The 22,080-nt window shown below is 72.3% G+C and carries 16 protein-coding genes; 10 read left to right on the forward strand and 6 right to left on the reverse strand.

Features of this window, described 5'->3' with window-relative positions; all coding sequences use genetic code 11:
• Window positions 1-36 precede the first annotated feature (36 nt).
• Window positions 37-645, reverse strand: a complete 609-nt coding sequence (locus ABD240_RS09270; RefSeq protein WP_291793351.1) for an NAD(P)-dependent oxidoreductase — start codon at window positions 643-645, stop codon at window positions 37-39.
• An 88-nt stretch (window positions 646-733) separates the two neighbouring features.
• Between ABD240_RS09270 and ABD240_RS09275 the strand changes: the two genes are divergently transcribed.
• The 8 genes from ABD240_RS09275 (at window position 734) to ABD240_RS09310 (ending at window position 11,239) form a co-directional block, all read left to right on the forward strand.
• On the forward strand, window positions 734-1,120 hold the full coding sequence (locus ABD240_RS09275; RefSeq protein WP_291793349.1) for a winged helix-turn-helix transcriptional regulator: 387 nt from the start codon (window positions 734-736) through the stop codon (window positions 1,118-1,120).
• 4 nt (window positions 1,121-1,124) lie between these two features.
• Entirely contained in the window at window positions 1,125-2,630 is a 1,506-nt protein-coding gene (scpC, locus tag ABD240_RS09280; RefSeq protein ID WP_291793346.1) for a succinyl-CoA:acetate CoA-transferase ScpC, read from the forward strand.
• 92 nt (window positions 2,631-2,722) lie between these two features.
• Window positions 2,723-4,579, forward strand: coding sequence for a class I adenylate-forming enzyme family protein (locus ABD240_RS09285; protein WP_344336964.1), 1,857 nt, complete (start codon window positions 2,723-2,725; stop codon window positions 4,577-4,579).
• A 206-nt stretch (window positions 4,580-4,785) separates the two neighbouring features.
• Window positions 4,786-5,112, forward strand: coding sequence for a rhodanese-like domain-containing protein (locus ABD240_RS09290; RefSeq protein ID WP_291793340.1), 327 nt, complete (start codon window positions 4,786-4,788; stop codon window positions 5,110-5,112).
• Window positions 5,109-6,512: a hypothetical protein gene (locus ABD240_RS09295; RefSeq protein ID WP_344336965.1), complete on the forward strand. Its 1,404-nt coding sequence runs from the start codon at window positions 5,109-5,111 to the stop codon at window positions 6,510-6,512. Before ABD240_RS09290 ends, ABD240_RS09295 begins: the two co-directional genes overlap by 4 nt.
• Before the next feature lie 262 nt (window positions 6,513-6,774).
• Window positions 6,775-8,415, forward strand: coding sequence for a phosphoglucomutase (alpha-D-glucose-1,6-bisphosphate-dependent) (pgm, locus tag ABD240_RS09300; RefSeq protein WP_291793335.1), 1,641 nt, complete (start codon window positions 6,775-6,777; stop codon window positions 8,413-8,415).
• 249 nt (window positions 8,416-8,664) lie between these two features.
• Window positions 8,665-9,924 (forward strand): MFS transporter, encoded by a 1,260-nt coding sequence (locus ABD240_RS09305; protein WP_291793333.1) that lies wholly within the window; start codon window positions 8,665-8,667, stop codon window positions 9,922-9,924.
• A 190-nt stretch (window positions 9,925-10,114) separates the two neighbouring features.
• A complete protein-coding gene (locus ABD240_RS09310; protein WP_344336966.1) occupies window positions 10,115-11,239 on the forward strand; it encodes a glycerate kinase in 1,125 nt (374 codons plus the stop codon).
• Window positions 11,240-11,445: 206 nt separating this feature from the next.
• Here ABD240_RS09310 and ABD240_RS09315 read toward each other — a convergent pair whose 3' ends face one another.
• Window positions 11,446-12,096 (reverse strand): copper resistance CopC family protein, encoded by a 651-nt coding sequence (locus ABD240_RS09315; protein ID WP_291793329.1) that lies wholly within the window; start codon window positions 12,094-12,096, stop codon window positions 11,446-11,448.
• A 174-nt stretch (window positions 12,097-12,270) separates the two neighbouring features.
• Here ABD240_RS09315 and ABD240_RS09320 point away from each other — a divergent pair, with 174 nt between their 5' ends.
• Window positions 12,271-14,232 (forward strand): M13 family metallopeptidase, encoded by a 1,962-nt coding sequence (locus tag ABD240_RS09320; protein WP_344336967.1) that lies wholly within the window; start codon window positions 12,271-12,273, stop codon window positions 14,230-14,232.
• 92 nt (window positions 14,233-14,324) lie between these two features.
• Here ABD240_RS09320 and ABD240_RS09325 read toward each other — a convergent pair whose 3' ends face one another.
• Together ABD240_RS09325 and ABD240_RS09330 are read right to left on the reverse strand one after the other, a co-directional pair.
• Entirely contained in the window at window positions 14,325-15,860 is a 1,536-nt protein-coding gene (locus tag ABD240_RS09325; RefSeq protein WP_344336968.1) for a DUF1684 domain-containing protein, read from the reverse strand.
• 41 nt (window positions 15,861-15,901) lie between these two features.
• Window positions 15,902-17,281, reverse strand: coding sequence for an MFS transporter (locus ABD240_RS09330; protein ID WP_344336969.1), 1,380 nt, complete (start codon window positions 17,279-17,281; stop codon window positions 15,902-15,904).
• A gap of 66 nt (window positions 17,282-17,347) precedes the next feature.
• Here ABD240_RS09330 and ABD240_RS09335 point away from each other — a divergent pair, with 66 nt between their 5' ends.
• On the forward strand, window positions 17,348-18,859 hold the full coding sequence (locus tag ABD240_RS09335; protein WP_425547009.1) for a M18 family aminopeptidase: 1,512 nt from the start codon (window positions 17,348-17,350) through the stop codon (window positions 18,857-18,859).
• A gap of 106 nt (window positions 18,860-18,965) precedes the next feature.
• On the opposite strand, the gene trxA is transcribed toward ABD240_RS09335, so the two are convergent.
• Window positions 18,966-19,412, reverse strand: coding sequence for a thioredoxin (gene trxA / locus ABD240_RS09340; RefSeq protein WP_291795418.1), 447 nt, complete (start codon window positions 19,410-19,412; stop codon window positions 18,966-18,968).
• Between the two features lie 73 nt (window positions 19,413-19,485).
• Complete coding sequence (locus tag ABD240_RS09345; protein ID WP_344336971.1) at window positions 19,486-21,960, reverse strand: DUF255 domain-containing protein; 2,475 nt, start codon at window positions 21,958-21,960, stop codon at window positions 19,486-19,488.
• Window positions 21,961-22,080 lie beyond the last annotated feature (120 nt).

Genomic DNA, 22,080 nt, shown 5'->3' on the forward strand with positions numbered 1-22,080 from the left:
TCCGCCGCCGTCGCCTTTCCCCGCCTCCGGGATCGTTCAGAGATCGGCGACCGTGAAGCGCTCGCCCGCATGGGCCGGGCGCTCGACCTCGTCGAGGATCGCGACCGCGAAGGTCTCCGCGGAGATCCGGCCGCCCGCCGGGGAGTCCGCACCCGAGGCGTACTCGGCCGCACGCTCCCCCGGGCCGATCTCCGGCGCCGGGGAGACCACGGTCCAGTCGGCGCGCTCGGCTCCGCGCAGCAGGGAGAGCGCCTCTGCCTGAGTGACCGCCTCGGCGTGATAGGCAGCGGGGAAGTCCGGGGCGTCGAGAAGTCGCACCCCGTCCACCTCCAGAGTCCCCGCACCGCCCACGACGAGCAGGCGCGTCCCCACCGCCCGCCGCACGAGGCACTCCACGGCGTGCAGCCAATCCTCATGCGGCCGGCCGGTCCGGCTGGGCCCGGTCGCCGAGATGACGACGTCCGCATCGGCAGCCGCCGCGGCCACGTCCTCGGCGTCGGCCATGTCCGCCCTGCGAGCCGCCCTCGCACCCGGAACATCGTCACCGGAGCGCGAGAGCGCGATGACGTCGTGGCCGCGACGTGCCCCCTCGGCGACGATCCGCGAGCCGATCATTCCCGTCGCCCCGAACACTGCGATCCTCATGTTCTCCTCCATTCTGCGTGCCGTGATGCACCGAGTTGATAGTATCCTTAGGATATCGAGTACCTCAAGGATACTATCGGAGGCGCACATGGAAGACCCCTGGACCGGCGACGCGTTCAACCCCGCGTGCCCCACCCGAACGGTGCTGGACAGGGTCGGCGACCGGTGGACCGTCCTCATCATCGAAGCTCTGGCCGCCGGCCCCCTGCGCTTCGGCCAGTTGAGGGAGAGAGTGGGAGCGATCACACCCAAGGTCCTCACCGCCTCCCTGCGGTCGCTCCAGCGAGACGGCCTCATCGACCGCACCGCCTATGCGGAGGTGCCGCCGCGCGTCGAGTACGCGCTCACCGACCTCGGCCTCTCGCTGCGCACCCCCGTCGCGGCCCTGCGCACCTGGGCGGAGCAGAACGTCGCCGCGATCGTCGCGCACCGCACGCGGGATTTGGACGAGGCACAGGGCATCGGGCATGTTTGACCCCATGTCTCGCATCACAGATCCCGTTCTCGCTTCCAAGGTCACCACTCCGGAAAGGGCCGCGGAGCTCATCCGACCGGGTGACACGGTGGGGATGAGCGGCTTCACCGGTGCGGGATACCCTAAGGCGGTGCCCTCCGCCCTCGCTGAGCGCATCGAGGCTGCGCATGACGCCGGCGAGGACTTCCGGATCAACCTGCTCACCGGCGCCTCCACCGGCGACGAGGTGGACGGCGTGCTCGCCCGCGCCCACGGCATCGCCAAGCGCGCCCCCTTCCTCTCCGACCCCACCCTCCGCCGGCAGGTCAACGCCGGTGAGGTCGAGTACACGGACACCCATCTCTCCCACCTGGCCCAGCAGGTCTGGTTCGGCTTCCACGGAAAGCTGGACGTGGCCGTCGTGGAGGTCGCGGCGATCCTGCCCAACGGGCTCCTGGTTCCGTCCAGCTCCGTCGGCAACAACAAGACCTGGCTGGACCTCGCGGACAGGGTCATCCTCGAGGTCAACGAGTGGCAGCCTCGGGCCTACGAGGGCTTCCACGACGTCTACTACGGCACCCGCCGCCCGCCCTACCGCATGCCCATCGAGCTGCGGGATCCGCTTCAGCGAATCGGCGATCCGTATCTCCGGGTGGATCCCGCCAAGGTCGCCGCGGTGGTGCGCACGAACGCACCGGACCGGGACAACTCCTTCTCCCCTGTGGACCAGACCTCCCAGGACATGGCCGGTCACCTCATCGACTTCCTCCGCCACGAGGTGCGCGCCGGCCGCCTGCCGGAGAACCTGCTGCCGCTGCAGGCGGGGGTGGGCAATGTCGCCAACGCCGTTCTCGCCGGCCTCGCGGAGGCGGAGTTCGAGCACATGACCAGCTACACCGAGGTCATCCAGGACAACCTGCTCGCACTCCTGGACTCCGGGAAGCTCGACTCGATCTCCGCGACGAGCTTCAGCCTCAGCCGCGAGCGCGCGAAGCAGTTCAACGCGGAGATCGAGAAGTACAAGGGCCGCATCCTGCTGCGCACCCAGGAGATGTCGAACCACCCGGAGATCGTCCGCCGCCTGGGCGTCATCGCGATCAACGGCATGGTCGAGGCCGACATCTACGGCCACGTGAACTCCACCGAGGTGAATGGCTCGACGATGATCAACGGGATCGGCGGCTCCGGCGACTTCGCCCGGAACGCCTACCTCAACTTCTTCGTCTCCCCGTCCACCGCCAAGGGCGGATCGCTGTCCTCGATCGTGCCGATGGTCCCCCACGTCGACCACACGGAGCACGACGTCCAGGTCCTCGTCACGGAGCAGGGCATCGCGGACCTCCGCGCCACCGCGCCCAATGAGCGCGCCCGCCGGATCATCTCCCACTGCGCACATCCGGACTTCCGCGACCGCCTGCTCGACTACCACGACCGCGCCTGGCGGGAGAACCCCACCGCCCGCCACGCCCCGCACATCCTCGCCGAGGCCCTGAGCTGGCACCAGCGCGCTCAGGCCGGCCGGCCCATGTGAGCCGCAGGCACACCCACCCCCGTGCGGCTCCTTCTTGATCGAACGATCAGACAGTCGTAGGCTCCAAGTCGATTCGCAACGGAGGGACGACCATGACAGCTGAGATGGCCTCGGGCAGCGCCGGCGCAGATGCCGCCGCACCCGCCGCCGCAGGCACAGACGCCACTGCGGCAGGCACGTACTACCCCGCGGGAATGCCCCGCACGCTCGACTACCCCGAGGCGGCGGTGCCGGAACTGCTGCTCTCCTCCGCCCGCCGCTGGCCGGAGAGCGTCGCGGTGGTCGACGGCGAGGAACAGCTCACCTTCGCCCAGCTGCTCGCCGAGGCCCGCTCCCTGGCGTCCGCTCTGGCCGCCGGTGGTGTGGGGCTGGGCGACGTCGTGGGCATCCAGCTGCCCAACTCCCGCCACTTCGACGTCGCCTACTGGGGAGTCCTCCTCACCGGCGCGGCGGTCACCCTGGTGAACCCCCTGCAGCCGGCGCACGCGCTCGCGCGGCAGCTGCGCGAGGTGGGCGCACAGGTGCTCATCACGCACCCCGCGCACCTGGAGGCCGCGGTCGAGGCCGCAACGGCATCCTCAGACGCGCAGGCATCCGGCGACGTCCACGCAGATGAGCCCGCCGGATTCGATGCCCGCCGCGTCCTCGTCGCAGAACCCACGTGGGCGGCCCCGGCCTCAGCAGAGCAGAATGAGCGCGCCGCAGCCCTCATCGAGGATGCCGCGCAGCCGCTCTTCGAGTCCTTCGCCGCTGCGCTCGAACACTCGGACGAGGGGTTCGAACCGCGTCTGGCGGCACCGGACGCAGTGGCGCACTTTCAGTTCACCGGCGGCACCACCGGACGTTCCAAGGCCGTGCGCGTCCTGCACCGCAACGTCGTCTCCAACGCCGTGCAGATGGCGGCCTGGCGCTACTTCTCCCGCGTGGAGCGCGCCGAGGACGGCTTCCTCGTGCTCACCCCCATCTCCGAGCTGGGCGAGCCCTTCCTGCATCCCGGCTCCGGGGTGGCCGCACAGGTGCCGCCGCTGTTCCACGCGCAGGGGATCGCGAGCCTCGCGCTCTTCACCCTGGGCGGCGTCACCACCGTGCTCACCGGCCGCTTCCGCCCGGAGGTCTTCTTCGACCTGTGCGACCGCTGGCAGGTGTCCTACACCTCGGGCAATCCGCCCATGTACCTGGCGCTGGCGGACTACGCCCGGAAGACTGGCCGCACCATCGAGTCGATGACCGTCGCCGGCTCCGGCGCCGCACCCCTGGACGCCCACGGGCTGGAGACGATCAAGGGAGTCCTCCCCAACGCCGCGGTGGCGGAGAGCTACGGCCTCACGGAGGGCACCTGCGTGGTGCTCGCCTCCGACATGTCCCCGCAGGGCTTCCGGAAGGCGGGCAGCGTGGGCGTGACGATCCCGGACACCCGCGCGGAGATCCGTGCCGCGGACGGGCGCACCGTCCTGCCCACCGGTGACGAGGGCGTGCTGTGGATCTCCGGACCGCAGGTCACCGATGGCTACTACGGCGCGCCGGAGCTCACCGCGGAGCAGTACGTCGACGGCTGGCTCTGCACCGGCGACATCGCCTCCGTGGACGCGGAGGGCTTCTACCGCATCCACGACCGCGCCAAGGACATGCTGCTGTACAAGGGCTACAACGTGTACCCGCGCGAGCTCGAGGACACACTCGCGGCGCACCCCGCCGTCCTGCGCTGCGCCGTGGTGGGCCGCCCGGACGAGGAGGTGGGCGAGCTGCCCGTCGCCTTCGTCGTGCCCGACCGCGCCGCGAGCGAATCCGGCCTCGATGCCACCGACGAGGAGCTCCGCGAGGAGCTGACCTCCTGGTTCGCCACCCGCGTGCTGCCGTACCAGAAGATCCGCGAGCTGCACTTCACGGATGAGCTGCCGGTCTCCGCCGCCGGCAAGGTGCTCAAGACGGAGCTGCGCACGCGGCTGTGAGGCGTGGGTGCGTGCCCGCGGGAGAGCCTCCCCTCGTCCCGAATCCGCAGACGAGAGGAGGCCTCCCCCGGGGGCGGCGGCCGCACGTGCAACGACTCCGGGTCACGGCGCCGTTCTGAGAATGGCTGTGCCGGAGCCCGGCCGCGTTGCGCATTCGGCACAGTGCGGCCCTGACGCGAGACCTGCGTGCTCGTAGAATCGCAGGCATGGACATTCCCAGCACCGCAGTCACAGAGATCCCCGAAGGAGCCCCCATCCTCGACGTCCGCGAGGACGACGAATGGGAGGCCGGACACATCGAGGGCGCCCAGCACATCCCGCTGGGCGAGCTCCCCGTCCGCTACGGCGAACTCCCGCTCGACGATGACATCTACGTCGTCTGCCGCACCGGCGGCCGCTCCCGCCAGGCCGTGGCCTGGCTCAACCAGAACGGCTTCGACGGGATCAACGTCAACGGCGGCATGGGCGCCTGGAACCTCGACCACGGTCTGCCGATCGTCTCCGAGACCGGCGAGGAGCCGTGGGTCAAGTGACGCCTCCCGCCTCGGCTCCGCCTGCGCCCGACGCGCCTTCCACGCACGTGCGCAGGCACGGCGCCCTCCGGCATCCCCGGCTCGCACGCACCTCGCCCGCCGCGGCTGCCGCCTTCGCACTGCTGGCTCTGGCCGGGTGCTCCGGCTCCGGCGAGCCGGCCGCGGAAGCACCCGCACCGGCCTCCGCGGAACCCGCCGCGGAGACGCAGGCGCCCGAGGCCGAGGCACCCGCCGCGATCACCCGCGACTCGCAGGTGCAGTTCGGCGGCGGCACCTTCACCGCCTTCCCCGCCTGCATGCACGAGGGACCGGTCGACTTCTCCAGCGGGGAGGCCACGATCGACCCGAGCGCGCCCACCGCAGACCTCCCGGACGGAGCGCAGGTGCGGATCCGCATCACCGGAGATGCGAACTACGTGGAGATCGGACCGGACGGACGCGCCTATGCCTCCGTGCCCTTCGAGTGCGACGCCGTGGGCGGCGAGGCACCCTCCGGGGACGCCGCCCGGATCGATTCCGGACACATGATCGTCGGCGGAACCCAGGACGCCCTCACCGTGGTGGGCCTGGTGACGGCCGGTGCGCCGGCGGACGGGGCGGATGCCCCCACCGGCGCCGCGCAGGACACGGCCTCCGGGGCGGACGGCGGCGGAGCAGGTGCCGAGGCGGCGACCGGCACCTCGGCGGCACAGGTCCCCCACCGCGCACCTGCGGGCAGCGGCCAGACGTTCCTCCACTCCAGCCTGCGCAACGGCGACGGCTACCGCTACCTCCTCCGCCCCGAACAGGAGGGGGACGAACCCGGCGCTCCCAGCGGCCGCGTGTGGGCCAACTACCAGTGGGACCCGGAGCTGGGCGCCGTCGCGGAAGTCACCCGCAGCGAGGACATCCTCGACACCGTCCCACGGCCCGAGGAGACCGTGGTGGTAGGCGCTGACGGCGACCGCGCCGTGCTCACCGGCGAAGAGGACCTCAGCCCGGAGGAGGCCTTCGACCGGCTCAGCGAGAGGCTGGGCGAACCGGACGAGGAGGAGACGGACACCGTCGAGGACACGGACTACGCCGGCTACGAACGGCGGACCCGCACCTGGGACGAGTTCACGGCCTCGCTCGTCACTCCCCCGGAGAACACGGACTGGGCCACCTGCCTCGCCTGGGAGGCGGAGCTGGGCGGCATCCCGGACGAGATCACCCTCGACTCCGCCCTGCGCTGGGGCTCCTCGCTCGAGGAGATGGGCCTGACCTCCGCCGACGTGCGCGAGGACATCGGCGAGACCGCCGCAGTCGTGGACGATGACGGCGACCGGTTCGTCACGGAGACGCTGGGCGGTGACGCGACCACCGGCATGATCACGAAGATCGGCTCCGGCACCGGCTGCCGGGACACCCCGGAGGGCTGAGCGGGCCTCCCCTGAGCGGGCCTCCCCTGAGCGGGCCTCCCCATCCGTGTGTGCCGCTGCGCGGGTCCTGCCAAGGGCCCACGCAACGGCACGCGTCCGCTTCTGTGCTGAGCACCGCGGTGGGAGGCTCGGGCCGGCGCTGCAGCAGGCGCGCACCACGGCTGCCCCCGCTGCGCGCACCCGCGGTTCCGCTCAGGGAACGTTGGGGGCCGCATGGCGAGAACACCGCGACACCGCCGCGCGGATTGGGCATCATGTCCTCATGCGCACACGAGCCGGTCATCCCGCAGAGGAGCAGGACCTTGCGGACATCCCCGCGGTCCTCGACGCCTACCACGACATCGTCCCGGACCCCGCCGAGGCCGCTCAGCGGGTGAGCTTCGGCACCTCCGGCCACCGCGGCTCCAGCCTGCGGGCCTCGTTCAACGAGGCGCACATCGCCGCCATCACCCAGGCGATCGTGGACTACCGCAGGGCGCAGGGCATCACGGGACCCGTGTACGTGGGCCGCGACACCCATGCGCTCTCCGAACCCGCGTTCCTCACCGCGATCGAGGTCCTGGCCGCCCATGACGTGCCCGCCATGATCGACTCCCGGGACGGCTACACCCCCACTCCCGCGATCTCGCACGCCATCCTCACGCACAACCGGGACCGCGCCGGCGCACAGGGCCTCGCCGACGGGATCGTCATCACCCCCAGCCACAACCCTCCGGAGGACGGCGGCTTCAAGTACAACCCGCCCCACGGCGGGCCGGCGGACTCCGCGACGACCGGCTGGATCCAGGACCGCGCGAACGCCCTGCTGGAGGCCGGATGGGAGAAGATCCCGCGCACACTGTTCCAGCGGGCCTTCCACCTCGACTCCACCCACAACTTCGACTACGCGGAGTCCTACGTCTCCGACCTCACCTCGGTCGTGGACATCGCAGCCATCCGCGATGCGGGCCTGCGCGTGGGTGCCGATCCCATGGGAGGCGCCTCCATCGACTACTGGGTGGAGATCAGCGAGCGCTTCGACCTCGACCTCACGGTGGTGAACCCGGACGTGGATCCGGCCTGGGGCTTCATGACCCTGGACTGGGACGAGCGCATCCGCATGGACTGCTCCTCCCCCTTCGCCATGGCCTCGCTGATCGGGGCGAAGGACCGCTACGACATCGCCACCGGCAACGACGCGGACGCGGACCGGCACGGGATCGTCACCCCGGACGCCGGTCTCATGAACCCCAATCACTACCTCGCCGTCGCGATCGACTACCTGTTCACGCACCGCCCGGAGTGGCCGGCCGCCGCCGGGGTGGGCAAGACCCTCGTGAGTTCGGCGCTCCTCGACCGGGTCGCGGCCGCCGCCGGGCGGAATCTGTACGAGGTGCCGGTGGGCTTCAAGTGGTTCGTCGAGGGCCTGGGTGACGGCACGCTGGGATTCGGCGGTGAGGAGTCCGCCGGAGCCTCATTCCTCCGGCGCGACGGCTCCGCCTGGTCCACCGACAAGGACGGCATCGCGATGGCTCTGCTCGCCTCGGAGATCACGGCGGTCACGGGGAAGACGCCCTCCCAGCGATACGCAGAGCTCGCAGAGCAGCACGGTGCCACCGCCTATGCGCGCGTGGACGCCCCCGCCAGCCGGGAGCAGAAGGCCGCGCTGTCCGCGCTCAGCGCGGCGGACGTCACCAGTGCACAGCTGGGCGGTGACGAGGTCACGGAGATCCGCACCACGGCCGCCGGCAACGACGCACCCATCGGCGGCATCAAGGTGAGCACCGAGAACGCCTGGTTCGCCGCGCGTCCCTCCGGCACGGAGGACGTCTACAAGATCTACGCGGAGTCCTTCCGCGGCGAGGACCACCTCGCCCAGGTCCAAGACGAGGCCCGCGCACTGGTGGACGCCGTCATCGGCTGACCCGGCCTCGGGCACGGGCGAGGCCCAGAACCCGGCGCTGGAACCGGCCCGGGCCCCGCGCTCTCTCCCCGCGCTCCTTCCCCTCCGCAAGTTACGTCTGCGTAGCGGCCGCCCAACACGGCCGGTACGCAGACGTAACCTCCGCGGAGGGGGCGCTCGGGCGCGGTCTTCTGAGATTCGCGGCACATTCCCCCGCGGACCTCCGGATCCGGCGGAATCCGAGGGTCCGCGCCGCTTAGACTCTGGCCCATGCTGAGCAAGTACTCCGAGATCTTCGGCCTGCCGGGAGCGCTGAGGTTCTCCCTCGCGGGACTCGTGGCGCGCCTGCCCATCGCAGTGCTGGGGATCGGGATCGTGCTGTTCATCCAGGGGGAGACCGGGTCGTACGAGCTCGCGGGGCTCGTGACCAGCTGCTACATGGTGGTGCAGGCGCTCACCACGCCCGTCATCGCGCGACTCGTGGACGTCTTCGGCCAGTCCCGGGTGATGGTGCCCGTGGTCTGCGTGCACATGCTCTCCCTGCTCCTCATGCTCCTCTCCGTGTACATGGGCTGGTGGTTCGGCTGGGTGTTCGTGTTCGCCGGCCTCACTGGTGCGAGTGTGGGCAGCCTGGGTTCGCTGGTGCGCGCCCGGTGGAACGCGATCGTGGAGAACAGCAGGCAGCTCGACACCGCCTTCAGCTGGGAGGCCGTGGCCGATGAGTTCCTCTTCGTCACCGGCCCCGTCCTCGTCACCGCCCTGGCCACCGCCTGGTTCTCGCCCGCCGGCGTGATCCTCTCCGGCTGCGCCACCCTGGCCGGCTCCCTGCTCTTCTATCCGCAGAAGGCCACCGAGCCCACCCCGCGCGGCCGGAAGGCAGGAGGCGGCGGCCGCGTCCTGTCCCACCCCGGCATCCTGCTGGCCGTGTTCTGCCAGGTGTTCCTGGGCATCCTGTTCGGCGCGGTGGATGTGACCGCCGTGGGATTCGGCGACGAGCAGGACGCCAAGGCCTTCGCCGGCATCGCGCTCAGCGCCTTCGCCGCCGGTTCCCTCCTCGCGGGCACCGTCTACGGGGCGATGGACTGGAAGATCCCGGTCCGCCGGCGCTTCGCCTACATGCTGACGCTGCTGAGCGTGGGCACGTGGGTCCTCCTCCTGCTGGCCACGGACATGGTCGCCTTCTCCGTCCTCCTGTTCGTGGTGGGCGGGGCGATCGCACCCAGCCTCATCGCGGTCAGCTCCGTCATCCAGGCCCTCGCACCGCCGCAGCGCCTCACGGAGTCGCTCGCGTGGATCTCCACCGCCCTGGGCTTCGGCGTGGCCATCGGCTCCGCCCTCTCCGGCAGCGTCATCGACCGGCTGGGCGCGCACGAGGCGCTGTGGATCATCGCGGTCTGCGCCACGCTCGCATGCCTCCTCTCCTTCGCCGGGCAGCGGCTCATGGACCCGGAGCGGGTGCCCGGCAGCCGGCGACGGCCCCGGCGGGAGACCGTGGACACCTCCTCGATCCCCGTCGTCGCCGAGGACTGAGAACGTCCGTTACACTGTTCGCACCGTGGCGGTCAGGCTGAGAAACGTGTGGCCGTCATGGCTCTGACTTCCGCCGCCTCCCATACCGCAGCTGCACATCGTCCTGCGGCCGCGCACAGCCCTGCAGCCGCACACCGCGCTCCCGGTCGCCGCTGCCCGCAGGGGCCGGCTGGCGCTAGGCTCTGATGCCATGCGCATCCTCCTCGCCTGCGACAAATTCAAGGGAACCCTCACCTCCGCCCAGGTCGCCCGCACCCTGGCCGCACCGCTGAGCTCCGCCGGTCACACCACCGTGTCTGTGCCCGTCGCAGACGGCGGCGACGGCACCGTGGCCGCCGCCCTCGCCGCCGGCTTCTCCGCCCGCACCACGGAGGTCACGGGCCCTCTGGGCACCCCCGCGCAGGCGACGTGGGCGGTGCGGGAGGACACCGCGATCGTCGAACTCGCAGAGGCCAGCGGCATCGCGCTGCTGCAGCCCACCCGGGAGACGGCGTACGCGGCGGACACCCGCGGCACCGGCGAACTCATCGCCGCCGCGCTCGACGCGGGCTGCTCCCGCATCGTCCTGGGAGTGGGCGGCTCGTCCTCGACCGACGGCGGAGCGGGGATGCTCACCGCGCTCGGCGCCCGCTTCCTCACGGCGGACGGGGAACCCGTGGCTCCGGGCGGAGGCGGGCTCCAGCAGCTCTCCCGGGCGGATCTGTCCGGTATGGATCCCCGCCTGGCCGCGGCCGAGGTGGTGCTCGCCTCCGACGTCGACAATCCCCTGCTGGGGCCCCGGGGCGCGGCCGCCGTCTACGGCCCGCAGAAGGGTGCGGCGCCGGAGGACGTCGCACGGCTCGATGCCGCCCTCGCCCGCTTCTCCGCGACGCTGCAGGAGACGACCGGTGCGGATCGGCAGGCCGTGATCCGCGCGGCGGAGACCCCGGGCGCCGGTGCCGCGGGCGGCACCGGGTTCGGTGCGCTCGTGGGGCTGAGCGCGCGGCTCATGCCCGGCGCGGAGTACATCATGGAGCTCGTGGGCTTCGACGCAGAGCTCGCACGGGCGGACCTGGTGGTGACCGGAGAGGGCCGCTTCGACCGGCAGACGCTCAGCGGGAAGGGCCCCGGCGAGGTCATCGCGCGCGCCGCCGCCCGCGGCCTGCCCGTCTGGGTGGTCTGCGGTGCCTCGGAGCTGGAGGCCTCCGCGCTGCAGGGCACCGGGGTCGCCGGAATGGTCGAGATGCGCGAGTTCGCACCCGTGGAGACGTGCCTGCGCGAACCGGAGAGGGTCCTCGCCGAGGCCGCGGGGGCGCTGGCGGGCCGTCTCGCCTGATCGAAGGGGACCGCCCCAGGCCGCCGCGCGCGAGGAGCCCTGGACCTGCGGCGCTCGCCGCGGCAGGGTTCGGCCCACGGGGAGCCCGCCTCTACGAGCCCTCTTCGGCCGGGCTGTACCCGCCCGGACAGCACGATGCCGCCCCGCTGACGAGCGGGGCGGCATCGCACTGTCCGCGAGAGCGAGTCAGCTCAGGGGGCGGGCCCTCAGCCCTTCGCGCCGTCCTCGGGATTGCCCGGTGTGCCCGGCAGCCCCTTCTGCTTGCGCATGAGCAGGAGCACCACGAGCACCACCACGGCCAGACCGCCCACGGAGAGCAGGATGATCATGGGCGTGGACATGCCGGAGCCGGAGGCGTCCTCGCTGAGCGTGCCCTGGTCCTGGGCGCCGTCCTCGGGCTGATCCACTGCCGCACCGCCGAGCTGCGCGCCGTCCCCGTCGCCCTCGGCCGCCGCACCGTCCTGGCCGGCCGCGCCGTCGTCGCCGATCGTGAAGGAGAAGGAGCCGTCGATGGGGTGGGAGTCCTCGGAGACCACGCGCCACTGCACGGTGTACTCGCCCGGCCCGAGGTTGTCCGGCAGTGCGCTGGAGAGCGTGCGGCCCTCGATGGTGATCTCACCGGCGGAGACGTCGGCGTCGTCCGGGCCGATCACGCGGATCTCGCTGCCGATCTCCTGCACGTTGCCGGAGAACTCCAGCTCGAGCCACTCCGGCTGGGAGGCGAGCTCGTCACCGTCCGCCGGCGAGGAGGACACGAGCTGGTCGTGCGCAGAAGCCGCGGTGCTGAGTGTGAGACCGAACAGCATGAGGAACAGGGCGGCGAGCGCTGCTCCGGCCGGTCGCAGGCGTGAGATCACTGGGGTCCTCCTCGGAAGTGCGTCTGTCCGCGCCACGTCCGGCGGACCCGCCGGCACGACCCGTCCCCGGACGCAGCACCCTCCCGATTGTCCCTGATGCGCCTGGGAATCTCCTCCTCACGCGCCCATCGGCCCCGCGTGGTCATGCGGATCACAGCGCCGTAGGGTGGGCGCATGACGACTCACCAGGACTCACCCGCTCAGGGCGCCTCCGCCCAGGACACCGCTGATCAGCGCACTCGCCCCCAGGACGACCTCTACCGGTACGTGAACGGCGCCTGGATCGACACCCACGTGATCCCGGACGACCGCTCCGCCGACGGGGAGATGCGCCGTCTCTTCGACGCCGCGGAGGAGAAGGTCCGCACCATCATCGAGCACGCCGAGGACCCCAAGGTCGCGGACCTGTTCGCCTCCTTCATGGACACGGACACGATCGCGGCCCGGGGGCTCGACCCCCTCGAGGAGTCCTTCGCCGCGATCGAGGCCGCCTCCGACCGCGATGCGCTCGTCTCCGTGCTCGCCCGCCTGGAGCAGGAGGGCACGGGCGGCGCCCTCGCGGCCTATGTCTCCGCGGACGCGGCGGATCCGGAGCACTACGCCCTCTACGTCCACCAGGGCGGGCTCAGCCTTCCGGACGAGTCCTACTACCGCGAGGAGGCGCACGCCCCCATCCGTGAGGCGTTCCTCGCCCACGCCGCGCGGCTGCTCGCCCTCACCGGGGTCTCCGCCCGCACCGGGCGTGAGGCGGAGAGCCTCGCCGAGGCGGTGTTCGCCTTCGAGACCGCGCTCGCCGCACACCACTGGGACGTCGTCGCCAGCAGGGACGCGGAGAAGACCTACAACGCGCTCGCCGTCGCCGAGGCCGCCGAACGCGCCGGCGGGTTCGACCTCCGCGGCTGGCTGACGGGCACGGACATCGATGCGGAGCGGCTCTCCCACCTCGTCGTCGCCCAGCCCAGCTTCCTCACCGGCTTGGGCGAGGTCTGGGAGCAGACGCCGCTCGAGGATCTGCAGGCCTGGGCGATGCTGAACGTGGCGCACGCGTTCGCCCCATACCTCACGGACGAGATCGTCGAGGAGAACTTCGCGTTCTACGGCCGCGCCCTCTCCGGCACGCCCACCATGCGGGAGCGGTGGAAGCGCGGCGTGAGCCTGGTGGAGGGGCTGCTCGGCGAGGCCGTGGGACGGATCTACGTGGCGCAGGAGTTCCCGCCGGAGTCCAAGCAGGCGATCGGCGAACTCGTGGACGCCCTCATCGCCGCCTACGACTCCTCCATCCGCGGCCTCGACTGGATGGGTGAGGAGACGAAGGAGCGGGCGCTGGAGAAGCTCTCCCTCTTCACCCCCAAGGTGGGCTACCCGGACCGCTGGCGCGAGTACCCGGCGGAGATCCGCGCCGACGACCTCGTGGGCAACGTCCGCCGCTCCGTCGCGGCGGAGCACGCACGGCAGGTGGGCCGGATCGGGCAGCCGATCGACCGCACGGAGTGGCTCATGACGCCGCAGACCGTCAACGCCTACTACCACCCCGTCATGAACGAGATCGTCTTCCCCGCCGCCATCCTGCAGCCGCCGTTCTTCGACCCGGAGGCCTCGGACGCGGAGAACTTCGGGGCGATCGGCGCCGTGATCGGGCATGAGGTGGGCCACGGCTTCGACGACCAGGGCTCCCGCTACGACGGGCGCGGAAAGCTCACGAACTGGTGGACCGAGGCCGACCGCGAGAGGTTCGAGCAGCGCACCTCCGCCCTCATCGAGCAGTACGAGGCACTCGTGCCCGCCGGCCTCTCAGACGACGAGCACGTCAACGGCGCGCTCACGATCGGCGAGAACATCGGCGATCTGGGCGGCCTGTCGATCGCCTGGAAGGCGCTGGGCATCCGCCGCGCGCAGCAGGGCCGCGAGGTCACTCAGGAGGACGCACGCGCGTTCTTCACCCAGTGGGCACGTGCCTGGCGCTCGACGATGCGCGCGGAGGAGCGCCGGCGGCGGCTCACGATCGATCCGCACTCCCCCGAGGAGTTCCGCTGCAACCAGGTCGTGAAGAACATGGACGCCTTCGCGGAGGCGTTCGGGGTGCAGCCGGGCGACGGCATGTGGCTGGCCCCGGAGAACCGAGTCACCATCTGGTGAGCTGAGGACTCGCCTTCAGCTCGTGTCTCACTGCGCTTCGCCGGAAGCGGCCTCCGGCGAAGCGCAGTGAGACACGCGCGCGAACGGAGACCTCAGCGCGTGAGCACGAGGCGGGCGAAGCGGTCGATGAGCTCGAACCAGACGCGGCGGCGGTCCTGCACCGGCTCCCCGGACCCGCGCTCGCCTCGGGACCGGGCGCTCGTGCCGTTCGCGGCCTCGGCGAGCACGTCCACCTCGATGATCCCCAGGCCCGTGGCCTCGTCCCTGCGCACATAGGGCCGCAGCAGACGGTCACCGGCCAGGTCCGGACTCACCACGAGGGACGGAGAGGTGCCGCGCCCGCGCCCGTTCGCACCGGCGCCGTCCGCCGGACCGTGGACGCCACCGGCCCCGGCAGCGGTCTCCGTGCCGTCGCACGTCAGCGCCGCCCTGCGGAGCAGCGCGGCTCCCGAGCTGCCGATCCCCACCATGGGCGTGCCCACGGCGAGTGCGTCCTCCGCGAACTCGCGGACCTGGGCCACGACCTCCTCGCCGGCGTGGTCGTCCGCACCGGTCACACCCGCGACGATGAAGGCGTCCGCGGCGATGGGCCCCGGCATCGGGACCCCCGCGTGCACGCGGAAGCGGATGACGTCCGCCCCGGCCTCCTCCAGCCAGGCGAGCGCCTCCGGCATGTCGAATCCGCGGGAGAGGTCGATGATGCCCACGGGATGGTTGATGCCCGACTCCCCGATGGTGCGCAGCGGCTTGAGCTCCCCCGCGGTCACCGCCAGCGGCAGGATGTTCTCCGGCACCGGCGCGGGGCAGGTGGCCCAGGGCAGGAACGCGAACGGGTAGACGACGGCGCGGTTGAAGTCGAGGATCACCTTGCCCGCGGCATCCGGCACGCCCAGACTCAGCGTCCTCCAGGACGGGGTCGACTCGCCGTTGGTGTAGTCGTGGAAGTCCGCCCGGAGGCCGGTCTGCGGGCTGCCGGTGACGGTGAGGCGGTGCGTGTGCCCGCCCAGCTCGAAGGAGACCTCGCCCACCGTGACCGCGTCGGCCTCGAGCCCGGGCAGTGCGGTGGCGATGCGCACCGTGCGCGGCTCCGGGAACGGGGTGAAGGTGCCGGTCACGGTCCAGGCGACGTCGAGCGGGAAGGTCGGCACCTCGACGAAGTTCTGCAGCAGCGCGGATCTGGAGCTGCGGATGCGCACCCCCAGCCGTCCGTCGCGCTCGATCACCTCGAAGACGGTGTGGCCGGCCAGCAGCCAGGGGTGCGAGCAACCGGGGGCGAGCACGCGCATCCAGGGTGTGCCGTCCGCCTCCCGCCCGAACTCCGCGACGGGCTCGCCGGCAGCTCCAGGGCGCGCGTCCTGGCCCTGCGACTCCTGCTGTCGCGCCTCCCGCTCCGCGGCCTCCCGCTGCGCGTCCATCGTCGCGGCCGTGGGTCCCACACTCCGGCCGGGCTCCACGAGGAAGCGGATGAGACTGCCCCGGCGCTCGAACACGCCGGGGGCGGAGTCCCAGGTGTTGGCACCCTCCTCCAGCCAGTGCAGGCCGGTGACGCTCAGGAACCCGAAGGGCGTCGCCAGCGCGGCGAGGCGCTCGTCATGCCAGGCATGCCATTCTGATTCGAACTGTTCCACTGGAGACCTCGAACGTCGGATGCTGCGGGACGCCTCACATCCTAGGACACACGCTTGCGAGTCCCCCGGGCGTCAGGGGTGAAAAGATGGGTGATTCCCGCGCCCAGGAGGAGCAGCGTCGCCGCCAGCGGGCCCAGCAGACCGGCCTGCAGCCCCAGCGTGTCCAGCACCGCTCCGCCCACGGCCGAGGCCCCGGACTGTCCCACGACCACACCGGTCGTCATGGTCGCCATCACCGTGGTCATGCGGCCGCGCGGCGCGTTGGCGGACGCGATCGAGAAGAGGGTGACGAGGCTCGGCCCCACGCCCGTCCCCATGAGCAGCAGGGCACCCACGAACACCGGCAGCGTCTGCGCCTGTGAGTAGACGACGCAGCCTGCCACCGCGACCGAGGCGAAGACCAGCCAGCGGACGCTGAGCCGGAACCGGTCCGGCAGCGCCACGACACCCAGGGCGAAGACCGCCGAACCCACGCCCATGACGCCGTAGAGGATGCCCGTGGCATCGGCGCGGTCCTGCGTCTCCATGAATGCGGTGAGGCTCGTGAGGCTGAATCCGAAGAACAGGCCGATGCTCACCATTCCCAGCACCGGCAGCAGCACCGCCGCGCGGAGCAGCGAGGACACCGGATCCGGCGCAGCGGCGGGCGCGCCGGGTGCCGCAGCGCCCCCGGCGGAGGGCGCGGCAGCGGCGTGTGCTCCGGAGCCCCCGGCCGCGGCAGAGCGGGGAGCCTCCGAGGCCGCTCCCCGTGTGCCACCCGCCCTGTGGCCGCGCGCACCACCCGTCCTGTGGCCCCGCGCACCACCCGTCCTGTGGCCCCGCGCGTAGTCCGCCGAGCGGTGCAGGGCGAAGGCCGTGACCCCTCCGGCGGTGAGCACGGCCGCGCCCACGACTGGGGAGACGGTGCCCCAGGCCACGGCGGCCAGTCCCACGATCACCGGACCGAACACGAACATGAGCTCATCCATCATCGACTCGTAGGAGAGCACCGCGGAGGTGGCCCTCGACCGGCGATCCCCGGGCACCTCGGCATCGATGGCGAGCAGCCAGCGCGTCCGGACCATGGAGGAGGCCTGCGGGGCCGTCAGCCCGATCGCCAGGCCGCACGCCATGATCGCGCCCGAGGGGGCCACGGCGACGAGAGCCCAGGCCAGCCCCAGCAGCGCGGCACAGTTGGCGACGCCCAGGGCCAGGAGCACGCCGCGCTGGCCCCACCGGTCCGCCGCCGCGCCCATGAGCGGACCGGAGACCGCGGTGCCCAGCCCCACCAGGGCTGCGGTGGTGCCGGCCTCGGTGTAGGAGCCGCGCAGGGCGGACACGGAGGTCATGACGGCGACGACGGACATCGCGAAGGGCAGCTTCGCCACGAGGGAGATGGGCAGGTAGGTCCAGCCCAGCAGACGGATGAGAGACGTGAACACCTCTCGAGGCTATCGGCAGACGCGGGCGCGCACCGCCGCCCCCGGCTTAGGCTGGAGGCCATGAGCATGCATTCCGCGCAGACCCGCACCGGCAGCCACAGCAGCGCCCCTCACTCCGCAGCCACGGCGGCCACCGCCGCCGCGCATGCGGCCGAACTCTCCGACTTCGTCATGGCCGCGCCCTCGTCGTATCACGCCGCCTACGCCGTGAGGGAGCGGCTGGCCGCGGTGGGGTTCGAGGAGCTGAGCGAGGAGGAGGCATGGGTCCTGGCCCCGGGCGGACGCTACGTGGTCGTGCGCGACGGGGCCGTCATCGCCTTCGCCGTGCCCGCGGATGCGAGCGCTGCCACCGGGGCCGGCTCCGGGGATGAGCCCGAGGCCGGGGACGCGGACGGCGCGGCCACGGAGGCGACCGCTCCGGCCGCCGGGGCCTCGGCCTCTCCGCTCCCGCCCTTCCGCGTGCTGGGTGCGCACACGGACTCCCCCGCCTTCAAGCTCGGGCCGCGCCCGGAGTTCACCGCCGAGGGCGCGCTGCAGGCCGGTGTGGAGATCTACGGCGGTCCGCTGCTCAACTCCTGGCTGGACCGCGAGCTGTGCTTCGCCGGCCGCCTGGTGCTGCGCGACGGTTCGACGGTGCTGGCGCGCACCGGGCCCATCGCCCGCATCCCGCAGCTGGCGATCCATCTGGACCGCAAGGCCAATGAGGGGCTCACGCTGGACCGGCAGCGTCACACTCAGCCGGTGATCGGTCTGGCGGACATGGTGGGGCCGGCCGAGGCCGCGGGAGGCACTGCGACCACTGAGGGTGCTGAGGACGGTCGGGGCACGGACGGCGCGGAGCCGGCCTCCCTCGTCCTGCGGCTGCTCGCGGAGTCCGCAGAGGTCGCGGTCTCCGAGGTCGCCGCAGTGGAGGCCGTGACCTTTCCGGTGCAGGCGCCCGCGCTGTTCGGCGCGCACAGCGAGTTCCTCGCCTCACCGCGCCTGGACAACCTCTCCTCCGTGTGGGCGGGCACCAGCGCGCTCGAGGCCGCGTCCCCGCAGACGCTGGACTCCATCGCCGTGCTGGCCGCCTTCGACCACGAGGAGGTGGGCTCGGAGACCCGGTCCGGCGCCTCGGGCCCGTTCCTCGCAGACGTCCTCGAGCGGATCTCCCTGGCGCTGGGGGCCTCGCGTGAGGAGCACCTGCGTGCGCTGGCGGGGTCCGTCTGCCTGTCCTCGGACGCGGGCCATGCCGTGCATCCCAACTATCCGGGCCATCACGACCCTGTGGTCCGGCCGCGGCTGGGCGGCGGACCGCTGCTGAAGATCAACGCGCAGCAGCGCTACGCGACCGATGCGGTGGGCACGGCGGTGTGGGCACGCGCGTGCGAGGCCGCCGGGGTGGAGTACCAGGAGTTCGTCTCGAACAACACGGTGCCGTGCGGCTCCACCATCGGTCCGCTCACTGCGACGCGGCTGGGCATGACGACGGTGGACGTGGGACTGGCGCTGTGGTCGATGCATTCGGCACGGGAGATGTGCGCGATCGCGGACCTCACTGCGCTGAGGGACGCGGTGGAGGCCTTCTTCCACGGCTGACGCGGCGGGGCTGCGGTGCGCGGCCGAGGTGCGGACAGGTCGCGGCGGACTGCGGACTGCGGCGCCCGGCGATGAATGCGCCCTGCCTCCGAGGTGCGGCGCAGTCTCAGAGGTCTGAGGGAGAGGTTCCCGGCGTCCGGCCGGGCTCGCCGGCAGCGCCCGACTGCTCAGCGGCCTGCTCCTCGGCGAGCTTCTGCTTCTGTGCCTCGACCTGCTTGTGGACGTCCTCCATGTCGAGGCCGCGCACGCCGGTGATGAGCTCCTCCAGCTGCGGCGCGGCGAGCGCCCCCGCCTGCTGGAACACGCCCACGCCCTCGCGGAAGACCATGAGGGTGGGGATGGAGGAGATGCCGAAGGCGCCCGCGAGCTGCTGCTGGTCCTCCGTGTCGATCTTGCCGAACACGATGTCCTCGTGGGTGTCCGAGGCCTGTTCGAAGACGGGCGCGAAGTTGCGGCAGGGACCGCACCACTCCGCCCAGAAGTCCAGGATGACGATGTCGTTGTCCTGGATCGTCGACTGCAGGTTGTCAGTGGTGATGGTCGTAGTAGCCATACGGTCACGCTACGCGAGACACCGGGGTGCACGCACACCGCGCCGCACACCGGCGGCTGCGGCCGGGCACTGCTCAGCGCCTCCCCGGTTCCTCCGTCAGGTGCGGCTCCGCGAGGAGCAGCTCCGCCTCCGCCAGCATCCAGCCCACCGAACGGGCGGCCTGCTGGATCGCCGGGAGCGCGGAGAAGATCAGCAGACGGCGGAGGGAGGAGAGCTCTGCGGGGCTGGAGGCATCCCGCAGCCACTGCGAGGCGAGCCGCAGCGCCTCGACGAGGGCGGAGCGCCCCGAGGGCTGAGAGCTGTCCAGCGGGTCCGAGCCGCGGGCCGGCACGATCCCATCGCTCTCGCAGTCGAGCAGCACGGTGCGGACGCGGCCGTCCTCGGAACGCGCCGTCCGCACGAACGACAGCGCCTGCCGCAGCAGCCCCGGGATCGCAGCGGCAGCCCGGGCGCGGTCGCTCTCCCCGGCCGTTCGGGGCTCCGTGTCCTCACGCGCTTCGCCTCGGCCGGCCACCGTGAGGCACGCGGTGAGCATCCCCGCGACGTCCGCGAGCGTCGCCGCCCCTGGCCCGCGCGTCCCGCGAGTGCTGCTGCGGAGCAGCCGTGAGGGCGCGGAAGTCCCGCCGGCCGGGCGTGCGCCTCCGGCAGGACGCGCCTCCGCCGCGGACGCGGACCCGGGTCCCTCGACCGGCTCCCTGTCCGCTACCGGCCCTGCTTCCTCCCTCGCAGCCGATTCCGCGCGTGACGTCCCGCCGGCGGTCGGTTCCGAGGCCGCCGGTGCGCTGTTCACGGACAGCACCGCCGCGCACGCGCGCGCCGCAGCCTCCGTCCACGCGGGTTCGGCGAACTCCTCCCCGGCCTCGGCGAGCGCGGTGATCGCGAGTGCGTTCCACTCGCTCACCGTCTTCTCGTCGCGGGCGGGCCGGCGGCGTCCGGCACGACGGCGGGAGAGCTCGGCGCGCACCGCCTCGGCCGTGGGCGTCTCCCAGGGCGCAGGGCCTCCGTCCGCACCGACGCCGCTCCGTGCCCACTCACGGATCGCGGGCATCCCCACCGGGTGTGCACGCGCAGGGTCCGCGGCTTCCACGGACTTCAGCAGGGCGAACGGCGAACGGTGCGCGTCGCCCGTACCGCCCGGTTCCGCATCCGGCAGGTCCGCCTCCAGGTAGTACGCGCCCTCCGAATGCTCACCGCGGTCGTCGGGGGAGTCCGCGTCCAGGGCGGCGGCGAAGGCGCCGCTGGGCAACCGGAGTCCGGAGAGGAGGAACGCGGCGGTGTCACGCACCTCCCGAGCCGCGAGGCGCGTGTGCCGCGAACCCACGGACGGAGCCGCGCGGGGGCCCGCGTCCTCCTCCGTCTCCCGGTCCAGCGCAGCTTCCCGGCCGAACTCCGCGTCGCGGTCCAGCGCTGTCTCCCGGTCCAGCGCCGCCTCCGCGCGGTGCCAGGCGGTCGCCGCCCGCAGGTAGAGGGCGTTGTCGTAGAGCATCTTCTCGAAATGGGGGACGTGCCAGCGCGCATCCACGCTGTACCGTGCGATTCCGCCCTCGACGTGATCGCGCATGCCGCCCGAGGCCATCCCGACGAACGCCCGCCGCACCGCGTCCAGCAGTGCGCCGTCGCCACCGCCGTCCGCCTGCACGCCGCGCTCCGCGGTGCCCGGTCCGGCTGAGCCGCCGATGCCGCGGGCACGTGCCGCACCGCCGCTGCTCTCCGAGCCGCCGCTGCCCTCCGCACCGCCGCTGCTCTCCGAGCCGTCCGCCCCTGCCTCTGCGCTCACCCCGAGCACGCGCCCACGGTGGCGGAGCAGGTGGAGGAGACTCATGGACGGCGGGAACTTGGGTGCGGTGCCGAAGCCGCCGTGCGCGCGGTCCTCCGCGGCGAGCAGGGATTCGACCGCGGCGGTGAGGGAGTCGGGGTCCGGGAGGGGAGCCTCGGGAACGGCCGCCTCTCCGCCGTTCGTACCCGCCGTGCGCTCGGGCAGCCCCACGTCGAGGGGCTGCATCCGCCCCAGCCGCTCCTGCAGCGACGCCGCGATCTCCTCCGCACGGTCGCGCTGCTCGTTCCAGGTGCGGGAGACGGCGGCGAGCACCTGTGAGAAGCTCGGCATGCCCTGGCGCGGTGCGGCGGGGAAGTAGGTGCCGGCGAAGAACGGCCGGCCCTGCGGCGTGGCGAAGGCCGTGAGCGGCCATCCGCCCTGCCCGCGCATTGCCAGCAGCGCGTCCATGAAGGCGGAGTCGACCCCCGGCAGCTCCTCCCTGTCCACCTTCACCGCCACCGCGGTCTCCCGCAGCCGCTGCGCGACGACGGGGTCCGCGAAGGACTCCGCCGCCATGACGTGGCACCAGTGGCACGTGGAGTAGCCGATGCTCACCATCACCGGCAGATCGCGTGCCGCCGCCTCCGCGAACGCCTCCGGACCCCACTGACGCCAGTCCACGGGATTGTCCGCATGCTGGAGCAGATAGGGACTGGTGGCGCCCCCGAGGCGGTTGTCGCCGGTCCTGTCGTCAGTGCTGCGGCTGTCGCCGTGGGAGCTGTGGGAGACCATGCTCCCACCGTCTCACCCCGAGCCCTCACGCACCAGGGGTCCCGTGCCCTGCGCCGGCGCAGGGCACCTCGGCCGTGCCCTCACGCACAGCACCCGGCCCTGCCCCGAGGCACGCGTCCG

The sequence above is a fragment of the Brevibacterium salitolerans genome, assembly GCF_039531405.1.
In the GTDB taxonomy this organism is placed as follows: Bacteria; Actinomycetota; Actinomycetes; order Actinomycetales; family Brevibacteriaceae; genus Brevibacterium; species Brevibacterium salitolerans.

Bases quoted from the DNA above. Each gene is read 5' to 3' on its own strand.
- ABD240_RS09290 (WP_291793340.1), top strand. From the start codon at position 4,786: ATGGACATTCCCAGCACCGCAGTCACAGAGATCCCCGAAGGAGCCCCC.
- ABD240_RS09345 (WP_344336971.1), bottom strand. From the start codon at position 21,960: ATGGTCTCCCACAGCTCCCACGGCGACAGCCGCAGCACTGACGACAGG.
- scpC (WP_291793346.1), top strand. From the start codon at position 1,125: ATGTCTCGCATCACAGATCCCGTTCTCGCTTCCAAGGTCACCACTCCG.
- trxA (WP_291795418.1), bottom strand. From the start codon at position 19,412: ATGGCTACTACGACCATCACCACTGACAACCTGCAGTCGACGATCCAG.
- ABD240_RS09310 (WP_344336966.1), top strand. From the start codon at position 10,115: ATGCGCATCCTCCTCGCCTGCGACAAATTCAAGGGAACCCTCACCTCC.
- ABD240_RS09335 (WP_425547009.1), top strand. From the start codon at position 17,348: ATGCATTCCGCGCAGACCCGCACCGGCAGCCACAGCAGCGCCCCTCAC.
- ABD240_RS09320 (WP_344336967.1), top strand. From the start codon at position 12,271: ATGACGACTCACCAGGACTCACCCGCTCAGGGCGCCTCCGCCCAGGAC.
- ABD240_RS09275 (WP_291793349.1), top strand. From the start codon at position 734: ATGGAAGACCCCTGGACCGGCGACGCGTTCAACCCCGCGTGCCCCACC.
- ABD240_RS09285 (WP_344336964.1), top strand. From the start codon at position 2,723: ATGACAGCTGAGATGGCCTCGGGCAGCGCCGGCGCAGATGCCGCCGCA.
- ABD240_RS09305 (WP_291793333.1), top strand. From the start codon at position 8,665: ATGCTGAGCAAGTACTCCGAGATCTTCGGCCTGCCGGGAGCGCTGAGG.
- pgm (WP_291793335.1), top strand. From the start codon at position 6,775: ATGCGCACACGAGCCGGTCATCCCGCAGAGGAGCAGGACCTTGCGGAC.
- ABD240_RS09270 (WP_291793351.1), bottom strand. From the start codon at position 645: ATGAGGATCGCAGTGTTCGGGGCGACGGGAATGATCGGCTCGCGGATC.